Raw genomic sequence first — 17254 nt, forward strand, 5'->3', positions numbered from 1 at the left:
TTCAAATACGATGCAGTGCGTTAATGGCGCGCATGAGGCTCGGGGAAAACCTGGAAGCCCGGTTGGCCGACCATGTTGATTGTATGAATCGGCAGAGTACGTCGTTGTAAAGCGGGCCAACGTGGCCGGATCCGCGGGGGAGCATGTCGGCATGCATTTTCTTCTTGCCCTTTGCGCGAATCACGTTAATCAGAAATTGCTTTGGATCCGGAAGCTCATCCGGGCGCGTGGGGAAGTTTGTGGCGGCGATTTCGATATAGGCGGCCCAGGCGTGCCTGTCCGCCATGATCCATGACTCAATTTCCCGCACGGCGATGCGAAAGCAAAGACCTTTCGGCAAACCAGGTGAGCCATCGGGCGAGCTACCGAACCAGGAAGAAATCAGCGAGGGCGCGCAAGGCCAGGTGTCGAGATCAGTCAAGCAAAAAACCGCCGAGTGTCTGGATATTTCCAGCAATGCCGGACACTTTTTCTTGAGATTGCCGGCTCCACGGAGCTCGCTCGGGAAACCTGGTAAGAACCGAATCGGCCGCGAACTCGAAAGGTTTCGATACGCAACGAGTCTTATGGCGATTTCCCGAGATGGCGCGTCCTCGACAAAACCGTAGCAGTATCGCGCCTCCATTTCAAAGCGCCGAAATGGTCGATGCAGTTTGGGGAAGAAGAATATCCGCGGGGCTCATTCCGTCTCTCATCGCCTGAAGGTCGCTCTCGCTCGGTGCGACAATCGATGTGGCTTCGCCGCCGGCGCCCGGCTGCAAAATTAGAAAAGATCCATCAATTGAGGAGACTGCCAACATGGATTCGCTGTGCGTACTAATCAGTATTTGCCCGCCGGATTTCTTTCTGGATTGGCGGGTCTTGAAGATCAGTTTGGGTATCTGTTCGACCACTCTGGTGTGAAGCGAGAGCTCAGGCTCTTCCAACAGGATCATGCTGTTGGAGCTGAGAAGCGTCCAGAGCATGGCGATAAGGCGAAGCGTTCCATCCGAAAACTGGTCTTCTCGCTGCCACCCCGCTTTGGGGCGCCAGTGTTTGTAGAGCATTTCGAGGTGAGGTTTGCCCGTCTGTTCGTCTTGGATAAACTTCAATTGCTCAAAGTTCGGGATGGCGCTTGCCAGTATGCCTTGAATATGCTTCAGGCGGGCGTCTCTGGTCTTTTTGGGGGTTCCCGCAATCTGCTCCAGGAAGCCTTGTCCAAATGGATCGGAACTTAAGTTCGGAAGGAAAACGTGCTCGCCGAACTTCAAGAGCTGCGGTACAAGATGCAGGTACAACACGTCTTCAAAAAAACTCGCGATCTCGCGGAATTCCTTATTCATATTTATCTGTTCAAGATGCGTCTGGGTAAGCCGCTCGCGATCCGATTTGTCTTCACGGTCCGGTCTCGTGAACAAGCGTTCGCCTCGCCGGTACGCCTCTTCCTTCAAGACGCAAGGACGCTGCTTTCCGGTCCCTTCGGATTGAATGCTCAAGTGGTATTTCCAGTCGGGATGCGCCGCTGTATCGTCGAGTGACTCGCGCAATTCGAACTCGAGTTCTACGTGTGGGTGCTTTGTGGCCGCAAGGCTCCGTACTTTGCCGAGTCCCCCGCGAGAAGCCAATGCCTGCTGGAGACCTCCGCCATTCGGGTTTACGATGTCTCGCATGAATCGGAAGATGTCAAGAAAATTGGATTTTCCGGAAGCATTGGGGCCAAGGATATAAACGGTTTCCCGAAGGTCGGCGTCCGCCTTTGCGAAATTGCGCCAGTTTCGCAGGCTTATGCGCGATACATACATTTTGTGTCCACTCCCGGTTAATGCGTGGCCCGTTTCTTGTGGGTTTCTCAGTATGCCACTGCCACTTTCCGGCAGGCAAACGGCCGAGTTCTTCCGCACCGGAGAAGCCGTGGTTCAAAAAGCATTCCGCGCTTGCCGCCATCCTTCGACAGGGCCGGAATCAATTGACATGTCCTGGTGCGGTGGCAAGTACGAAACACCTGGCAATAACCGCCAACACCGCCTCAAAACCGCTCCTCCGGCCCGAGGTAGCGCCACTTCCCGTACGGCAGGTTGCCCAGGCGCACGCGCCCGATGCGGATGCGCTTGAGCGTTTCCACCTTCAGACCCACCAGTTCGCACATGCGCCGGATCTGACGCTTGCGGCCCTCCCGGAGTATGAAGCGGAGTTGCCCATCCCGCTCCCGCGTCACCCGCGCCTTGCGCAGCACGCGCCCGTCCAGTTCGAGGCCGTGGCAAAGCAGATCCACGGCGTCGTCGGTGACCGGGCCCCGCACCCGCACCAGATACTCTTTGTCGACATCGCTGTCCGCGCCGATGATAGCGCGCGCGACCGCCCCGTCCTGTGTGAGCACGAGGAGTCCCGTTGAATCGATGTCGAGCCGTCCGGCGGGGGCGAGGTTCTGGCGGTGTTTCGGGTGGTAGGTGATGCCGCTGCGATCATTCCGGTCCCGGGCGGCCGGGGTAATCAGGGCCGCCGCTGGCGTGTAGCCGTCCTCCGCCTGGCCCGATACGTAGCCCAGCGGCTTGTGCAGCAGGATCGTGACCTGTTCCGCCAGCTCCCCGCGCGCGCCCGCGTCCAGCGTAATCGTCTGCGAAGGCAGCACCTTTTCGCCGAGCTGGGCGACGCGTTCCCCATCAATACGCACCAGCCCGCGCGCGATGAAGGCGTCGGCCTCGCGGCGCGAACAGATCCCGCGCGCGGCGAGCAACTTGCTGATGCGGACGGGCTCATTATCGGGAAAAGGGGAGGACATGCGCCCCTGATCTTACGCATCCCGCCGGAACCGCGTCAATGTCACGCGCCAAACATTGTCCGGGCGCTTGCCGCATGAAAAACCTCCCCCCGGCAAAAGCGCCGCGCTGCGGGTGTCGCCGCGGCCGCCAGCGTCGCCCCTTCCGCCTCCACGGGCAACAGCCGGAAGTCCAGACTGACCCGCGTGCGCCCGGTGGTGTTCTCGGCGCCCCCGTGCAGGCAGCGCGGGTCGAAGAAAAGCGCATCGCCCGCCCGCATGGACACGGGCCGGCACACGCCCTCCACGGCCCGCCCGAATTCCGGGACCCGATCCGCATACCGGTAGAAATGGCGCAGCGAATCGCAAAACGGGGGATCGCCCGCCCCCAGCGCGTCCTTGTACTCGCGCAGCAGCGCGATGCTCTCGCCGCGCGGCGCACATTGCAATGCCGCCGATCCCTCGCAATCCGTCAGCGCGACCCAGCCCTGGATCATCTCCGCGGGGTGCCCACCGAGCAAATCGCTGTGGATCTGGCGCGGCTGCCCATCCGCGCCCCGGAGCCCTTCGGGAAAGGGAACCGGAAAGTGAAAGCGCACAATCGGCTGGGCCTGAAAGAGAAAGTCCCGCGGAAACACATCGCGCGCGATTCGCGCCAGCAGCGCGTGGTACGCCCCCGTGACGCCGTCGCACGGCGCGTAGAAGGCCCGGCTCACGGCGTTGGTGTAGTGTTCGTTCAACTGCGCCGCTTCCGCCGGAACATGCCGGTGCAACGCGGCCAGGGGTACGCGCTCCCGAACGAATCCTGAATGGATCAGGCGCGCCTGCACCGCCTCGATCAGCCCCGTCTCTGCCGCGATCTCCGGCCGCACGAAATAGCCCGGGGCGGGAAATTGATCCGCCGCCCGCAAGGGATCGAATTCACGCTGCTCAGCCATCGATCGGTGGCGCGGGCGCAATTTGGTGCCGTGAAGTCGGCTCAATATGCACCAGCACGTCGTGAACGGCCGGGAGGCCCGCGCAAATGGCGTCCTTGACGTGGTGCCCGATCAGGTGCGCTTCCTTCACCGTTAGCGTGTCTTCCACGCCCACGTGAATGTCGACAAAGAAGCACAGCCCCATCTTCCGCACCAGGCACGTATCGAGCGACATGACCTGCGCCTGGGCCAGCGCAATTTCGCGCACGCGCACCTCAATCGCCGGATCCGGGGCTGCGTCCATGATCTCGTTGATCGCCGGACGAAGCAACCGCGCGCCGTTCCACGCGATGACGCCGCAGGCCAGCAGGGCCGCCCACTCGTCGGCCGTATGCCACCGCTCGCCGCCCACCAGCGCCACGCCAATACCCAGGAATGCCGCAACGGAGGTAATCGCGTCGCTCCGGTGGTGCCAGGCGTCCGCCTTCAGCGCCGAGCTGTGCAGATCGTGGCTCGCCCGCGAGAGGTAGCGGTACACCCCTTCCTTGATCGCGACCACCGCCACCAGCACCAGCAATGTGTAGGGCGACGGCGGCGCGTGGGGGATAAGCATGGAACGTACACTCGAAATCGCGATGCCCGCCGCCGCAACGAGCAAGGCCCCGGCGATGACCACCGCCGCCAGCGACTCCGCCTTGCCGTGCCCGTAGGGGTGATCTTCGTCCGGCGGAATCGCCGCAATCCGGATGCCGCCCCAGAGCACCAGCCCGCCAAAAACATCCAGCGTCGACTCCACCGCGTCGGCGATCAGCGCATGGGAATTGCCTACAATACCCGCGACGCCCTTGATGACGGCGAGCGCCAGGTTCAGCCAGAGACTGAACGACGCATAGCGCAGCGCGCGCCGGTCCGGTGAAACGTGGGGGGGCTCCGTCATGCGAAATACCCCGGACGGTTGGCGAATACAGCGGGAATCCACCGAGGTTCATTGAACCGCGACCCTCCCATGACCTCATTCAAGCCCACGCTAATAACCCTTCTCCCGGTAGGCCGCTTCCTGCTCCGCCATGAAGGCTTCGCTGCCCGTGTGCACGCTGCGGTAGATCGTGGGCTTGATGCCCTTCTCCTCCAGCAGCTTCACGGCGTGCGCGTGGATTGCCCAGAAGATGAAGCACGATCCGATGCCGCTCAGCGGGCACATGCGTTCGTTGTCCGCAACCGGAATGACCGCGTCGCCCACGCCGCCGCAGTTGTCGATGAAGCACTCGGTGACCTGGTCGAGCTTGCGCTTGCTCGGGTGTTGGGATTCGCAATGATCCATCTGCAATTTGGAGGCCAGGCCGATCGTGTGGATGCCGCGCTCCTGCGCCTGCAACGCCACCGCAATGACATTGGCCGAACGCCCCGAATTGGAGTTGATCAGCAGCACATCGCCCTTCTTCAGCTTGCTCTTTTCCAGCGCCAGGTGCACCGTCTGCGACTCCAGCGCCGCCGCCTTGCCCGGGGGCAGCGGCTCGTCGCGATGGCCCAGGTCGCTTTCGACCTTGAGCTCATAGCTGAACGGCGTGATGCCCACCATGCCGCCCGCGCGCTTGAAGGCTTCCCACTTCAGCATGTGGCCGGTGTCCATGATGAACCAGCCGCCCTTTTGGGAAAGGCTCTCGGCCACGATTTCGGCCGCCTTTTCGATGTTCTCCCGCTGCGTGTTCTGGATCTTGGCCACGAGGCCCTCGATCACCTTGAAATACTGGTCAAGATACATGGTCCAGCGTCCTTGCGCCCGTGGCGCGTTGAAGGAGGCGTATCAGCCCCGCTATGGGTTCGTGAACAATGGGGTAAATGTGGAAGGTAACCGGCGCGGCGGCCAGGACGCCCTCCAGCGCCGAAACGGTCCGCGCGGACCGCAGCGCCCCGCCCGTCATCACCAGCGGGACCGGATTCGCCGCAATGCCCGCGCGCGCGACCGTCTCCACCACCAGGCGGCCCAGATGCGCCCCGGCCTCGCTCAGGATACGCGCCGCGCGGTCGTCGCCGCCATCCGCCACCGGGTCGACGGCCGCGGCAAAGGCCGCGATGCGCGGTGCGGGCACATGGCCCGTTCCCGAGGCTTCCCGGTGGATGTCCCACGGGCTCTCCGCGCCAAAAAACGCGCGCGCGGCGTCCAGGAGCGGCGTGGGGGGGATGCGGCCCTGCTCCGCCAGAAACGCGGCTTTCAAGGCCTCGCAAGCAATCCAGTAACCGCTGCCCTCATCCCCGAACTGCGGCCCGTACCCGCCGAGCGAGAGGAGTTCGCCCGCTTCGTTCACGGCCGAACAACTGCATCCCGTCCCGGCCACCAGCGCGACGCCCACGTCGAGGTCATAGAGGCCGCGTGCGATGTCGCCCTCGGCGTACACGTGGCGGGGGACACCCGGCAGCACTTCGTCGAGCACGCGCGCCGCCAAGTCTGCATCCATGGGTCCGGCGAGTCCGATCGCGGCCACCGGCGCTTCGCTCCCGCCCGCGCACACACGCGTGATCGCATCGCGGAGCGCCTCCGCGAAGCCGTCGGGATCGCGGTACAGCGCGCTGCCGCTCGGACACCGCTCCATGCCGCGCACCGCGCCGGACGCGTCCGCCAGCGCGACGCGCGTGCTGCTGCCGCCGCTTTCAATGGCGAGAAAATGGTTCATCCGGTTTGAGCGTACGGGATTATTCATAGGCGTTTCTCCGTGCCCGAATTATCCGGAACCGCCAATGTATGCCGGTTGGGGCGTCTGTTGGTGAAATCGTATCGACTGGTCCGTCGGCCCGAAGGGCCAGTGCAGCTCCCAGCCCCGGGCAACGCCCGGGGAACACGGGGGCACCGGCATCCCCGCCCTGAAAGGGCAGCGCAGTGGTGAGCCGGTCCAGCGCTTCTGAAGTTCAACTGCGCTGCCCTTTCAGGGCGCATAAGAAACCCACCGCTCAATCCCTGGGCGTTGCCCAGGGCTGAAAACTGCGTTGGCCCTTCGGGCCGTAAGAGTGCGTTGGCATCCAGTTCTACTGCCGAATATTGGGTCTGCACTACTGACAAGGTTCAAGGAATCTCGTATCCGCTCTTAGCGGCGCCGCCCGGAAATGAGCATCGAGCAATCTACTCATATTTGCCGCGATCGTTGCCTATGTACCTTCAAACCGGATGAGCCAGGAAAATGGCCTGTGCCGGGGGCGCCGATGGCTGCGATTCCTGTCGGGTCGGGGTTGACGGTTCAATAACCCGGGTACTATAGCGAAAGCGGCGGCGGGCTGTCGAAACAGCTGTCGAAACGGCGTTGACATACCGCGCCGCCATCGGGTTTACTGGTGGCCCCGAGTGTAATTCAGGGTTTCCCCAATAAGCTGGAGTCATTGCCGTGCGCCCCCTTGCCGTTATCGCCGCTGTCCTCACCCTGTTGGCCGCAACCCCCGCGGTCGCCGCCGAAGCCGTTCACATGTTCCCGCCCCAGGGAAAGCACGTCCACAGCAGCTCCATCGTGGAGTGTCCCAACGGCGATCTGCTGGCTACCTGGTTCCACGGATCCGGTGAGCGCAGCGCCAACGACGTCCGCATTCAGGGCGCGCGCCTGAAGAAGGGCGCATCGGCCTGGGGGCCCGTCTTTGAAATGGCCGACACCCCCGACCTGCCGGACTGCAATCCGGTCCTCTTCATCGATGCGAACGAAAAGCTGTGGCTCTTCTGGATGGTCGTCCACACCAACCGCTGGGAGCGCACCATCCTCAAGTACAAGACCAGCACCGACTACCTGGGCGACGGCGCGCCGGTCTGGAACTGGCAGGACATCATCCTGCTCAAGCCGGGCCAGGATTTCGCCGCCGATCTGAAGGCCGGCTTCCGGGAACTGGCCCACCCCGAGCCGATGTGGGCCGAATACGCCCACGCGTACACCGACATGCTCGTGGACAACGCCAGCGACCCCATCAAGACCGACATCGGCTGGATGACGCGCACCCCCGTGCTTACCCTGAAATCCGGCCGCATCCTCATTCCGCTCTACTCCGACGGCTTCAACGTGTCGCTCGCCGCCTATTCCGACGACGGCGGCGAATCTTGGGCGGCCAGCAAGCCCATCGTCGGCCTGGGTAACATCCAGCCCGCCATCGTCGAGCGCAACGATGGCACGCTCGTCGCCTACATGCGCGACAACGGCGTCGAGCCCAAGCGCATCATCGAAGCCAGCTCCCCGGATCAGGGCGTGACCTGGACCGTGGGCACGGACATGGAGTTCCCCAATTCCGGGGCGAGCGTATCCGCCTGCGACATGGGCGATGGGCGCTGGGTGCTCGTCTACAACGACGCCGAGCGCGGGCGGCACAACCTTGCCATCGCGCTCTCCGAAGACGAGGGTCGGACCTGGCCCCACAAGCGCATGCTCCAGGACAGCCCCGACCAGTCCCGCTCCTTCGGCTACCCCACCGTGATGAAAGGCAGCGACGGCAACGTCCACCTCTCCTACTCCTACAAAGGCCCCGAAGGCGCCACGATCGACTATATGACCTTCCCCGTGGACGCGATAAAGCAATAAGCGCCGAGATAGCGCGCGAGGGACCCGGACACCGTCCGCGGCAAATGTAAGATAGCCGTCCCGGCTGTCCACCGCGCCGAAGGCGCCAGGATCACGGACATTCCGCGCAACGTGAGCCCGCTTCCAACAGTTCCCCAATCCCCACCAAAACCACCGCGATAAGGAATGTAGAATAGCCGTCCCGGCTGTCCACCGCGCCGAAAGGCGCAAAGGATCGCGGACATTCATGTCCGCGGCAACGTGAGCCCACCTCCAAAAAGTTCCCCTCATCCCAGCATAACCAGCTCGCAAGGAAAGTGGCACAGCTCCATGACGCGCCGGAGGCGGGCGTCCCGGCTGTCCACCACGCCGAAGGCGCAAATGTAGGATAGCCGTCCCGGCTGTCCACCGCGCCGAAAGGCGCAAAGGATCGCGGACATTCTTGTCCGCGGCAAAGTGAGCCCACCTCCAAAAGTTCCCCCGACCCTCCCAAAACCACCTCGAAAAGAAAGTGGCACAGGTCCATGACGCGCCGCAGGCGGAATAGGCGTCCCGCCTTTCCAGCGCCGAAGGCGCAAAAGTAGGATAGGCGTCCCGCCTGTCCAGCGCCGAAGGCGCGGATCATACCAGCCTTGGGCCGCAGGCCCAGGTAGAATGACCATATTCTCAGTCAGGGCTGAAAGCCCGTATCATAACCGGGTTCCCCGCGGTCTGCGCCCGGTACTACCAGAACTTCACCCAAAACCCAGGACCAACACACATGAGAATCGCTACACTCGCCCTCGCCCTCCTCACCGCCGCATCCCTGTCCGCCGCCGCCGCGCCATTCCCCGACGTACAAATCGTGGCCTTGCCCGATCACCAGTACGCCTTCGAGATCGGCGGCGCTGAAGTCGCGCGCTACATCGCCGCCGGCCCCGCCGCCAAGCCCTATCTTTTCCCGCTTATCGGCCCCGCCGCCCACCGCCTTACCAGCATGCTCCACCCCGAAGACCCCCACGGCCACCGCCACCACCGTTCTGTATGGGTGGGCCACCAGAACGTAAACGGACACGATTTCTGGGCCGAGGACGGCGGCGAAAACATCGCCATGACCCGCGTAGAAGCCCACGGAAGCGGCCCCGAACGCGCCTGGATCCGCCTGGCCCACGAGTGGCGCGCCGAAGACGGCGCCGCCATACTCGCCGAACAGCGCACCTGGGCCGTCGCCCGGCGGGACGCCGGCGAGTACGACGTGGACCTGACGCTCTCCTTCACCCCGACCGGCGCCAATGTCCTGTTCGGCCAGACCCCCTTCGGTTTCCTCGGTGTCCGCGTCGCCGGGACCATGGCCGTCAAGGCCGGCGGGCGTGTTCTGAACGACTCGGGCGCCACCAACGAAGCCGGTGTACACGGCTACCCCGCGCGCTGGGTGGACTACACCGGCCCCGTCGCCCCAGGCGTGCAAAACGGCGTCACGCTCCTCGACCACCCCGGCAACCCCGGCCATCCCGCATCCTTTCACGTGCGCGACGAAGGCTGGATGGGAGCCTCCTTCACCCGCAACGCCCCATACCGCCTGAGCGTGGGGGAGACCCTCACCCTGCGCTATCGCCTCATCGTGCACGGCCCCGACGCCGGCCCCCAGGCGCTGGAGGCCCACTGGGAGCGATTCGCCGCGGAGTGAGCGCGAGAGCGTATCGCATGTGCTGACTTGACATTGCGTAATACGATGGCAGTCTGAAGTAAGGCGTTCGCCGACACGGGGCCCTTCTTACATTGGTGGTTTTCGTCAATCCCGCGAAAGCTGGTATACAGAAGATTTGCGAGGTCAACGCTGCATGGACTCTGGATCCCCGCTTTCGTGATGATAACGGTGGTTGAATACCCAACGGCGCCACCATCAAATTTGAAAAGAGCGACTACTTCATACGGCGAAGGTCTCACGACCCTGCAAATTCGGGTCTGCCAACGAACGGTGTGGGTACTTGTGCCGGAGCCAGCTTGCGCCGTAAACTGCGCGCCGGCGTCACAGGCGGTTTTCGCGTGCGTTGGTGGTGGCGCGGGATGCGAAGTCCGTTTACGTGATGGCGCGCCACGGTTGTCCGGGGCGCCTTCCCGGAGAGAGATTGCGGGTTGCGAAAGCACCAGTAAGGGGTCGTGTTGGATGGAAGCGATGAGTCCGACGGCGTGGGAGGGACCGCCGCATTCCGAATTGGATCCAGTCGAATGCCGCCCGCTTTCACCGGCGCAGGAGGAAATGTTCTCCCTCAGCCTGGCCGCCGCGGAGCAGGGCAATTATATTGAACAGGTTGTCGTGCGCCTGCGCGAGCCCTTCGAAGCATCCCGCTTCATCCAGCGCTGGCGACAGCTCCTGCAATACTATTCCGTCTTGCGGACGTCGTTTCACTGGAGAGATCTCGCGGAGCCCGTCCAGCGAACCCTCCGGGAGGTCGCTCTACCTGTCCCTGAAGAGGATTGGCGTGGCTTAACCCCCGTTGAGCAGCGGTCCCGCTTGGAGGCCTTCCTGGGGGCGGACCGCGCCCGCCCCTTCGTTCTCTCTGAAGCGCCGCTGATGCGCCTCGCCATTCTTCGTCTCGGGGAACTGGAATACACAATCATATGGACGGTGCATCACCTGCTGGTCGATGGCCGTTCGATTCGTCTCCTGCTCCAGCAGGCGTTTTCCGATACCGGGTTAAGCGGCGATGAAGGGGCCCCCTTCGGCGCCTACATCGATTGGTTGCAGGGGCAGCCGGCCGCACGCGCCCGGGAATTCTGGCAGGAGCATCTGGCCGGTTGCGCCGGGCCTGATCTCATCTCGCTGCCCCGGCCGTCAAGCCCGGAAGAATCCCTTCCGCCCCGCGGATCCGTGCGGAGCCAGCTGCCCGAATCGTTGACCGGCGCAATGCGGGCCTTTGCCGCCCGCGAGGAAATAACGGTGAACGTGCTGTTGCTCGGGGCCTGGGCTCTCCTGATGCATCGTTACGCGGGTACGCCGGATCTGGTCACAGGCGCGACGAAATCCGTGCGCCATTGCCCTCCCGTGACAGAGGCCTCCATCGGACTCTATATCAACACCCTCCCGGTTCGCACCCGCGTCGATGGCGCAATCACGGTGTCCGGCTGGCTGCGCGGCCTGCGCGAACAATGGGTGGCCTTGCGGGAGGTGGAGCACGCCTCACCACGAAACGCCGGCCCGAAAGCCGCCATATCCTCCCCCGGCTTTGAAGCCTGCTTCGTCTTCGAACGCCAGTCGATCAACGACGCCATGCGCGCGCTGGGCGGAGCCTGGGAGACCCGGGAAGTCCGGTTGCTCGAACGCACCCCCGTGCCCCTGCTGCTCGCGGCCTACGGCGGCGACGCCATCACGCTGCACATCGAGTACGATGCGCGGCGCTACACGGAGACCTGCGTTGCGCGCATGCCCGGACATCTGCAAGCAATTCTCGCGTACCTGGTCGATAATCCCGCCGCCGTCATCGCGCGCGTGCCCGCGCTGCCGGAAGCCGAGCGGAAGCAACTCGTGCATGGCGGGCAGCCGTTGGGGAACCGGCTGCCGCCCGCCTGCCTTCACACCGCATTCGATCGCGCGGCGGACGACTTTCCAGACGCCACCGCGCTGGAGAGTCCCGGCTGCGTCCTGACCTACGGCGAGTGTCTTCGCCGCGCCAATGCCTTCGCCGCCCACCTCAAATCGTGCGGCGTCGGACCCGGATCGCGCACCGTCCTGTGTATGCCCCGATCCGCCGGCGCCCTGATAGCCATGCTCGGGATTCTCAAGTCGGGAAGCGCCTACGTGCCCATGGACCCGGCGAATCCCGACGCCAGGCTGAAGTACTTCATGGATGACGCGAAGCCAGACGCGATCGTAACCAGCTCGGCGAGCCGTCCCGCGCCGCCCGCGCCCGGTGTCTCCATCATCCGGTTCGAGGATGTCGCCGGCGATGAGGCGTCCGCGGAAGCCGGCCCCGCCGTGGACCCGTCGAGCACCGCCTACATTATCTATACCTCCGGCTCCACGGGCCTGCCGAAGGGGATCTGCGTCCAGCATCAAGTGGCGGCGGAGCATATTGAGACCATGCGTGCTCTCTACGGTATCGGCCCCGGCGACCGCATGCTTCACTTCGCTTCCCTGGGTTTCGACACCAGTATCGAACAGGCCTTCGTTGCGCTCGCCACCGGCGCGACCCTGGTCATCGCCGATCCCGCTCATTGTGAGCCCGCCCATTTTTCCCGCCTTCTCCAGTCCGCCCAAATCCAGGCCGCCGATCTGCCGCCGGCATTCTGGCGCCAATGGGTTGAGAGCGGTATCGCGCGTGACACGGGTGACCCTGTCTCCCCGCTGCGCGTACTGCTTGTCGGCGGAGATGTCATGCCGACCGATGTGGTAAGGCTTTGGCAACAACACCCCGCCACCGCGCCCGTGCGGCTCATCAACGCATACGGCCCAACAGAGACCGTGATGACCGCGACGTGCTTCGAGACGCCGCCCGGATTTGGCCATGGCGGCGAGTCCCGCGTGCCCATTGGCCGCCCCCTGCCCGGCACCCAGGCCTACATCGCCGATTCCAGCCAAAACCTCCTGCCCGTCGGTGTGGCCGGCGAATTGCTCCTGGGAGGGACCCGGCTCGCCGAAGGCTACCTCAATCGAGATGCCCTGACGCGGGAGCGCTTCATCCCAAATCCTTATTGCAGCGCGCCGGGTGCGCGGCTCTATCGAAGCGGCGATCGCGCGCGCCTGCTCGAGGATGGGAACATCGAGTTCCTCGGGCGCATCGACGAGCAGATTAAGATCCGCGGATTTCGGATTGAGCCTGGCGAGCTGGAAGCCCGCCTGAGGGAACATCCCGGCGTGTCCGGCGCGGTCGTGCGATGTATTGAAAGGCGGGCCGGCGACCCTGAACTCGTTGCCTATCTCGTGCCGCGTCCCCCGGGAATTGACCGGCTCGAATTGCGCCAGTACTTGCGATCGCGGGTGCCGGAATTCATGTTGCCCGCCGCCATGATGGTGCTGGACGCGCTTCCTATGGCCGTAAACGGGAAAGTGGATTACCAGGCGCTCCCGATTCCCGGCGGGGAGGATTTTGTCTTTGCGGGAGGGGAACGCGCCGAGATCCAGACACCCCTCGAGCACGCCATCGCCAACGCATGGAGCAAGGTGCTGGGGATTGCCGATATCGGCGCGCTTGACAACTTCTTCGACCTCGGTGGAAATTCCCTGACCGCGGCCCAGGTCATCGTCCGCCTGCGAGAGGAATGCGTGGGCGATATACCCCCGGGAGCACTCTTTCTGCAACCGACCATCACAGGTCTGGCCGGCCTCATCGAGCGCGCCGCCCGCCCGAATTCCGAAGCCGACCCGTGTCTCGTTCCCTTGCGGCGCGCCGCCGGCGCTCCGCTTTTCTGCGCGCTTGGGGCCGGTGGCGCCGCCTACAGCTACGGCGCGCTGACAACCCGCCTCGATCCCGCGCAGGCTGTCTACGGTTTGCAGTACTCCCACCTTCCAGACGCCGGCCTGTTCGGCACGGTGGAGGACCTTGCAGCGAGGTACCTGGCTGCCATACGCTCCGTGCAAACCGAAGGGCCCTACTACCTCGCGGGATGGTCATTCGGCGGCATCGTCGCCTATGAAATCGCACGCCAGCTTCTGGAGGCCGGAGAGGCGGTCGCATTGCTCGCGCTCATCGACTGCGAGGCGCACGGCTATACCCCGAGCGCACCGGGGAACCGGGCCGCCGCCCTGCGGCGCGAGGCGGCCCATTTCGCCAGGAGGCTCCGCATGCTCTGGAACACGCGGGACACCGTCGCCGTCTATGCCCGTGACTTCATCCGGATTGCGGCGGACGCCGCGCGCGGAAAGCGCGCGGACCAGCCCACTCTGGCCGAATACCTGGACTTCGCCCGTAGCGACATTGCCCGGGTACACGCCATGAAGCAGGCGGGCCAGGCCCCATCCGATTCCCCTGCCAGCCGGATCGGCGTCGCAAATGATCAGTTCGTGCGCACCGTGGTCGCGGGGCAGCGGGCGAACGAGCGCGCCGCCGCGCGATACACAATGCGGCCCTACCCGGGAACGATCACCTTGTTTCGAACCGCCGAGGGCCCCGGACTGACGCACGAACGCGATCCAACCCTCGGCTACCATCGGCTCGCTCCGTTCGTGGATATCCGCCATATTGAGGGCGAACACCTCATGGTCGTCCGCGATCCCTACGTGGCCGGGCTCGCGCGCCAGTTGCAGGCTTGCATCAATGCGGCCCGAGAAGCCGCGGAATGACCTGTCCCCGAGGTGAATTGATTGCAGCCGCCCGCGACACCCTTGCCGCGGACCGCTTCGCGCCCGAAATGCCCCCGGCCCGTCAGTTGTACATGAAATACGCCGTCGCGCGGCAGGCTTTGTCAATCCGGATCCGCGCCCAGTGCGCCGAGTAACCGTCCGGGAAAACGTGGTGCTGGTAGCCCTCCGCCGGTACCTCGAACGTGTCGTACCACTTCCACGTCCCGTTGCCCAGGAAATCAACTTCGATCCGGAAATCCACCGGTTCCCGGCTGTCGTGGGAAAGGTGCAGGACCTTCTTGTCGAAGCCCGTCATCAGGAAAGGGTCCGAAACCGTGTCCGCGCGGAGCTGCTGCTCCCACCACGGCCCGCCCCAGCCCTTCGGCTTGCCCATTTGCCAGAGATCGTCGATGTTCCCAAACCAGAAGCCCGATTGCGGCTGCCCCACCGCATTGTCCGTCTGGTCGCCCGCCATCACAAATAATCCCCGCCAGTAGCAGAAGTCCGGCACGATCCGCAGGTGTGTGCTGATCGGCCGGATCCCCCAGATCGCCCCCCCATACACCAGCGGGGGAAGCTCGTAGAACATGCCGTGGATGTCCATCAGGTAGCGCTCGGTCTGCGCTTCCCGGATCCGCATCCACTCCGTGTTCCACGTGTGATCGAAGGACTGGCTCGCCTTCGGCAGGAGGTAGCGGCTCCACTGGCCATTGTGCAACACCCGCAGGATCACCGAAGCCCGGTCCCAGCCCGTCGCGAAGAGCGTGTTCCCGTAGCGAGATCCCGGGCCCGGATTCTGCTTTCCAGAAACTTCCACAAACGGGTTGCGTTCCAGCACGCTCCAGTTCGTCCCGTCAAACTGCGCAAGACAGCCCGCCGCCCGCCGCCCGAGGAACTCCGGCTCCTCATACGTGTTGTTCGCCACCACCAGCCGGTCCTGCGCCGTGTGCGCCCCCTTGAAGTGCGGTTGCCCCTGGATCCCCAGCACCTCCACCAGGTTAAACAGCTCCCGCGCCTCCAGCGTCTCCAGGTCCACCTCGAAGAGCAGCCCCTCCATCGTCAGGAAATACGCCATCGTGCGCGGTTCCGAAAGGTGGCGCGCCGTCGCCGTCAACCGGTGCCCCTTCAGCGCCTCAATCGTGCGCACCGTCCCCGCAGGATCAATCACATGCGGCCCGATTATCGCCTGCTCCGTCTCCCAATGCACCATCCGGTTCGCAAAGGTCCCCGTTACCGATTCCGGGTGCTTCCGCATCGACATGTCTTCGCTGATCTCGTAAAGTCCGATACCATCCCCCTTGATATGCGCCACATAGCCCACCGCCCAGAGCTTGTTCGCCCACGGAATCAGCGCGCCGATGCCCGTCTCCGAAGTGCTCCCGACGCCATCCGCCATCACCGTAAGGTGCGGAAAAACTCCACCGATCCCCGCCGGCCCCGACACCGGAGAAGGCGAGTGCGCGCCCCCCTCCTGCGCGGCGCACGGAACAAGTAACGTGACCGCCACCAGCAGGGCGAAAGCGGCGCGTGAAGTACAAAGTTGGCTCGCGGACATGGTGGACTCCTCTCTCAAGACTGCTCTGAAATTTCAAAAGAAGCCATGGGTGCCACGTTCAAGCTCCGCGGCTCCGCCGCGAAGGCTTGAGCGTGCGAGACTCCAGTAGAGCACCTACGGTCAGGGGCCGTATTTCATCCTTAATGGGTGACGCGAAGCGTCATGAAAAGCGGAACCCCGGTTCCCTTGACCATACGGCAACGCGACCAGAGCCTGCAACCACCGCAAAAGTAGGCTGAAAGTCCGCCGCAGGCGGAATAGCCGTCCCGGCTGTCCAGGCGCCGAAGGCGCAACTACCCGACAGCCATCCCTGCTTCACCGCATGGCGCCCCATTCGAATCAGCGCTCCAGGAGTGCATCCCTCCCTCGGCTTGGAGTATCCTTCCAAGCGCGACTCGACCGCCGGCGTTCGGGCGACGCTGCCCAAAATCGACACGCACTGGACCTTCTTCCGGAGACCGGCCCGCCTGATTCTGGACTGTAACTGTTTATGACCCCAAGATTTAAGCTATACACGCTACTCGCCGTGGCGCTCGCCTACGCAATCCTGCGCTATCCCGTCCTGGGAGATACCCCCTGGGCGAACGTACCGCTTTTCGTGCTCAACAAGGCCCTTTCCTGGGCGGGCCTCGTCGTCTTCGGCATGTCGCTCGTCTCGCGCGAGAAAGCCCTGCGCCGCTACTACGGCGTCCGCGCCACCGCGCTACTGGCCGTTCACATCCTGCTGTCACTCCTCGTCCTCAATCCCGCCTACTTCCCCAGATTCTACGCCGAAACCGGTCGATTAACCGCCACAGCCGAGCTCTCAATGCTTGCGGGCGTCCTGGGAGCCACCCTCCTCGGTGGCCTCTTCTACCTCAACGGGCAGGGTCAGAAGGCCGCCGGGCGTTCGCTCCGCGCCGGATGGGGCCGCGCCATACTCTGGTGCGGCGCCCTGCACGTTGCGGCCATGGGATACGCCGTCTGGTTGGCGCCCGAAACGTGGCCCGGCTACCTGCCGCCCATCTCCCTCCTGTCCCTCGTCGCCGCGGCCTGGTATCTGCACCGCCGAAGCCGCCAGGCCGCCTGACAGCCGTCGAAAGCCGACCCTGTACCGGGGCAATTCCAGCCCGTGCAATTTCGCGTAAAGCATGCTATACTTTAGCGTTGCGTGGGGCGGTGTAGGGAATGCGCCAGTCGTTTGCGCGTGTCGCCAGCGGCCCCGATCTTGCATTTGTCGCGCAAAGTGCGAAAAGTGACGCGGCAGACAACTGATCTTGGCGCCCC

The 17254-nt window shown here is 64.1% G+C and carries 12 protein-coding genes; 4 read left to right on the plus strand and 8 right to left on the minus strand.

The window, feature by feature from the left end:
• Window position 1: 1 nt before the first annotated feature.
• The 7 genes from KF886_06605 to KF886_06635 form a co-directional block, all read right to left on the minus strand.
• Window positions 2–421: a hypothetical protein gene (locus tag KF886_06605; protein ID MBX3177009.1), complete on the minus strand. Its 420-nt coding sequence runs from the start codon at window positions 419–421 to the stop codon at window positions 2–4.
• Between the two features lie 205 nt (window positions 422–626).
• Window positions 627–1781 carry an AAA family ATPase gene (locus KF886_06610; GenBank protein ID MBX3177010.1) on the minus strand — a complete coding sequence of 385 codons (1155 nt, stop codon included), beginning with the start codon at window positions 1779–1781 and terminating at the stop codon, window positions 627–629.
• Window positions 1782–2005: 224 nt separating this feature from the next.
• Window positions 2006–2758, minus strand: a complete 753-nt coding sequence (locus KF886_06615) for an rRNA pseudouridine synthase (GenBank protein MBX3177011.1) — start codon at window positions 2756–2758, stop codon at window positions 2006–2008.
• A 41-nt stretch (window positions 2759–2799) separates the two neighbouring features.
• On the minus strand, window positions 2800–3672 hold the full coding sequence (locus KF886_06620; GenBank protein ID MBX3177012.1) for a phytanoyl-CoA dioxygenase family protein: 873 nt from the start codon (window positions 3670–3672) through the stop codon (window positions 2800–2802).
• Window positions 3665–4588: a cation transporter gene (locus KF886_06625; protein MBX3177013.1), complete on the minus strand. Its 924-nt coding sequence runs from the start codon at window positions 4586–4588 to the stop codon at window positions 3665–3667. Before KF886_06625 ends, KF886_06620 begins: the two co-directional genes overlap by 8 nt.
• Before the next feature lie 90 nt (window positions 4589–4678).
• Window positions 4679–5413 (minus strand): sugar isomerase domain-containing protein, encoded by a 735-nt coding sequence (locus KF886_06630; GenBank protein ID MBX3177014.1) that lies wholly within the window; start codon window positions 5411–5413, stop codon window positions 4679–4681.
• A complete protein-coding gene (locus tag KF886_06635; protein ID MBX3177015.1) occupies window positions 5403–6350 on the minus strand; it encodes a hypothetical protein in 948 nt (315 codons plus the stop codon). The genes KF886_06630 and KF886_06635 overlap by 11 nt, the downstream gene beginning before the upstream one ends.
• A 675-nt stretch (window positions 6351–7025) precedes the next feature.
• On the opposite strand from KF886_06635, the gene KF886_06640 reads away from it, so the two are divergent.
• The 3 genes from KF886_06640 to KF886_06650 all read left to right on the plus strand — a co-directional run bounded on the left by KF886_06640 (window position 7026) and on the right by KF886_06650 (window position 14433).
• Entirely contained in the window at window positions 7026–8195 is a 1170-nt protein-coding gene (locus tag KF886_06640) for an exo-alpha-sialidase (GenBank protein MBX3177016.1), read from the plus strand.
• 739 nt (window positions 8196–8934) lie between these two features.
• Window positions 8935–9840, plus strand: a complete 906-nt coding sequence (locus KF886_06645) for a PmoA family protein (protein ID MBX3177017.1) — start codon at window positions 8935–8937, stop codon at window positions 9838–9840.
• A 480-nt stretch (window positions 9841–10320) separates the two neighbouring features.
• Complete coding sequence (locus tag KF886_06650) at window positions 10321–14433, plus strand: amino acid adenylation domain-containing protein (protein ID MBX3177018.1); 4113 nt, start codon at window positions 10321–10323, stop codon at window positions 14431–14433.
• Window positions 14434–14515: 82 nt separating this feature from the next.
• Here KF886_06650 and KF886_06655 read toward each other — a convergent pair whose 3' ends face one another.
• Window positions 14516–15829, minus strand: a complete 1314-nt coding sequence (locus KF886_06655; GenBank protein ID MBX3177019.1) for a hypothetical protein — start codon at window positions 15827–15829, stop codon at window positions 14516–14518.
• 649 nt (window positions 15830–16478) lie between these two features.
• Between KF886_06655 and KF886_06660 the strand changes: the two genes are divergently transcribed.
• Window positions 16479–17057 (plus strand): hypothetical protein, encoded by a 579-nt coding sequence (locus KF886_06660; protein MBX3177020.1) that lies wholly within the window; start codon window positions 16479–16481, stop codon window positions 17055–17057.
• Window positions 17058–17254 lie beyond the last annotated feature (197 nt).

This window comes from Candidatus Hydrogenedentota bacterium (assembly GCA_019637335.1).
Taxonomy (GTDB): domain Bacteria; phylum Hydrogenedentota; class Hydrogenedentia; order Hydrogenedentales; family JAEUWI01; genus JAEUWI01.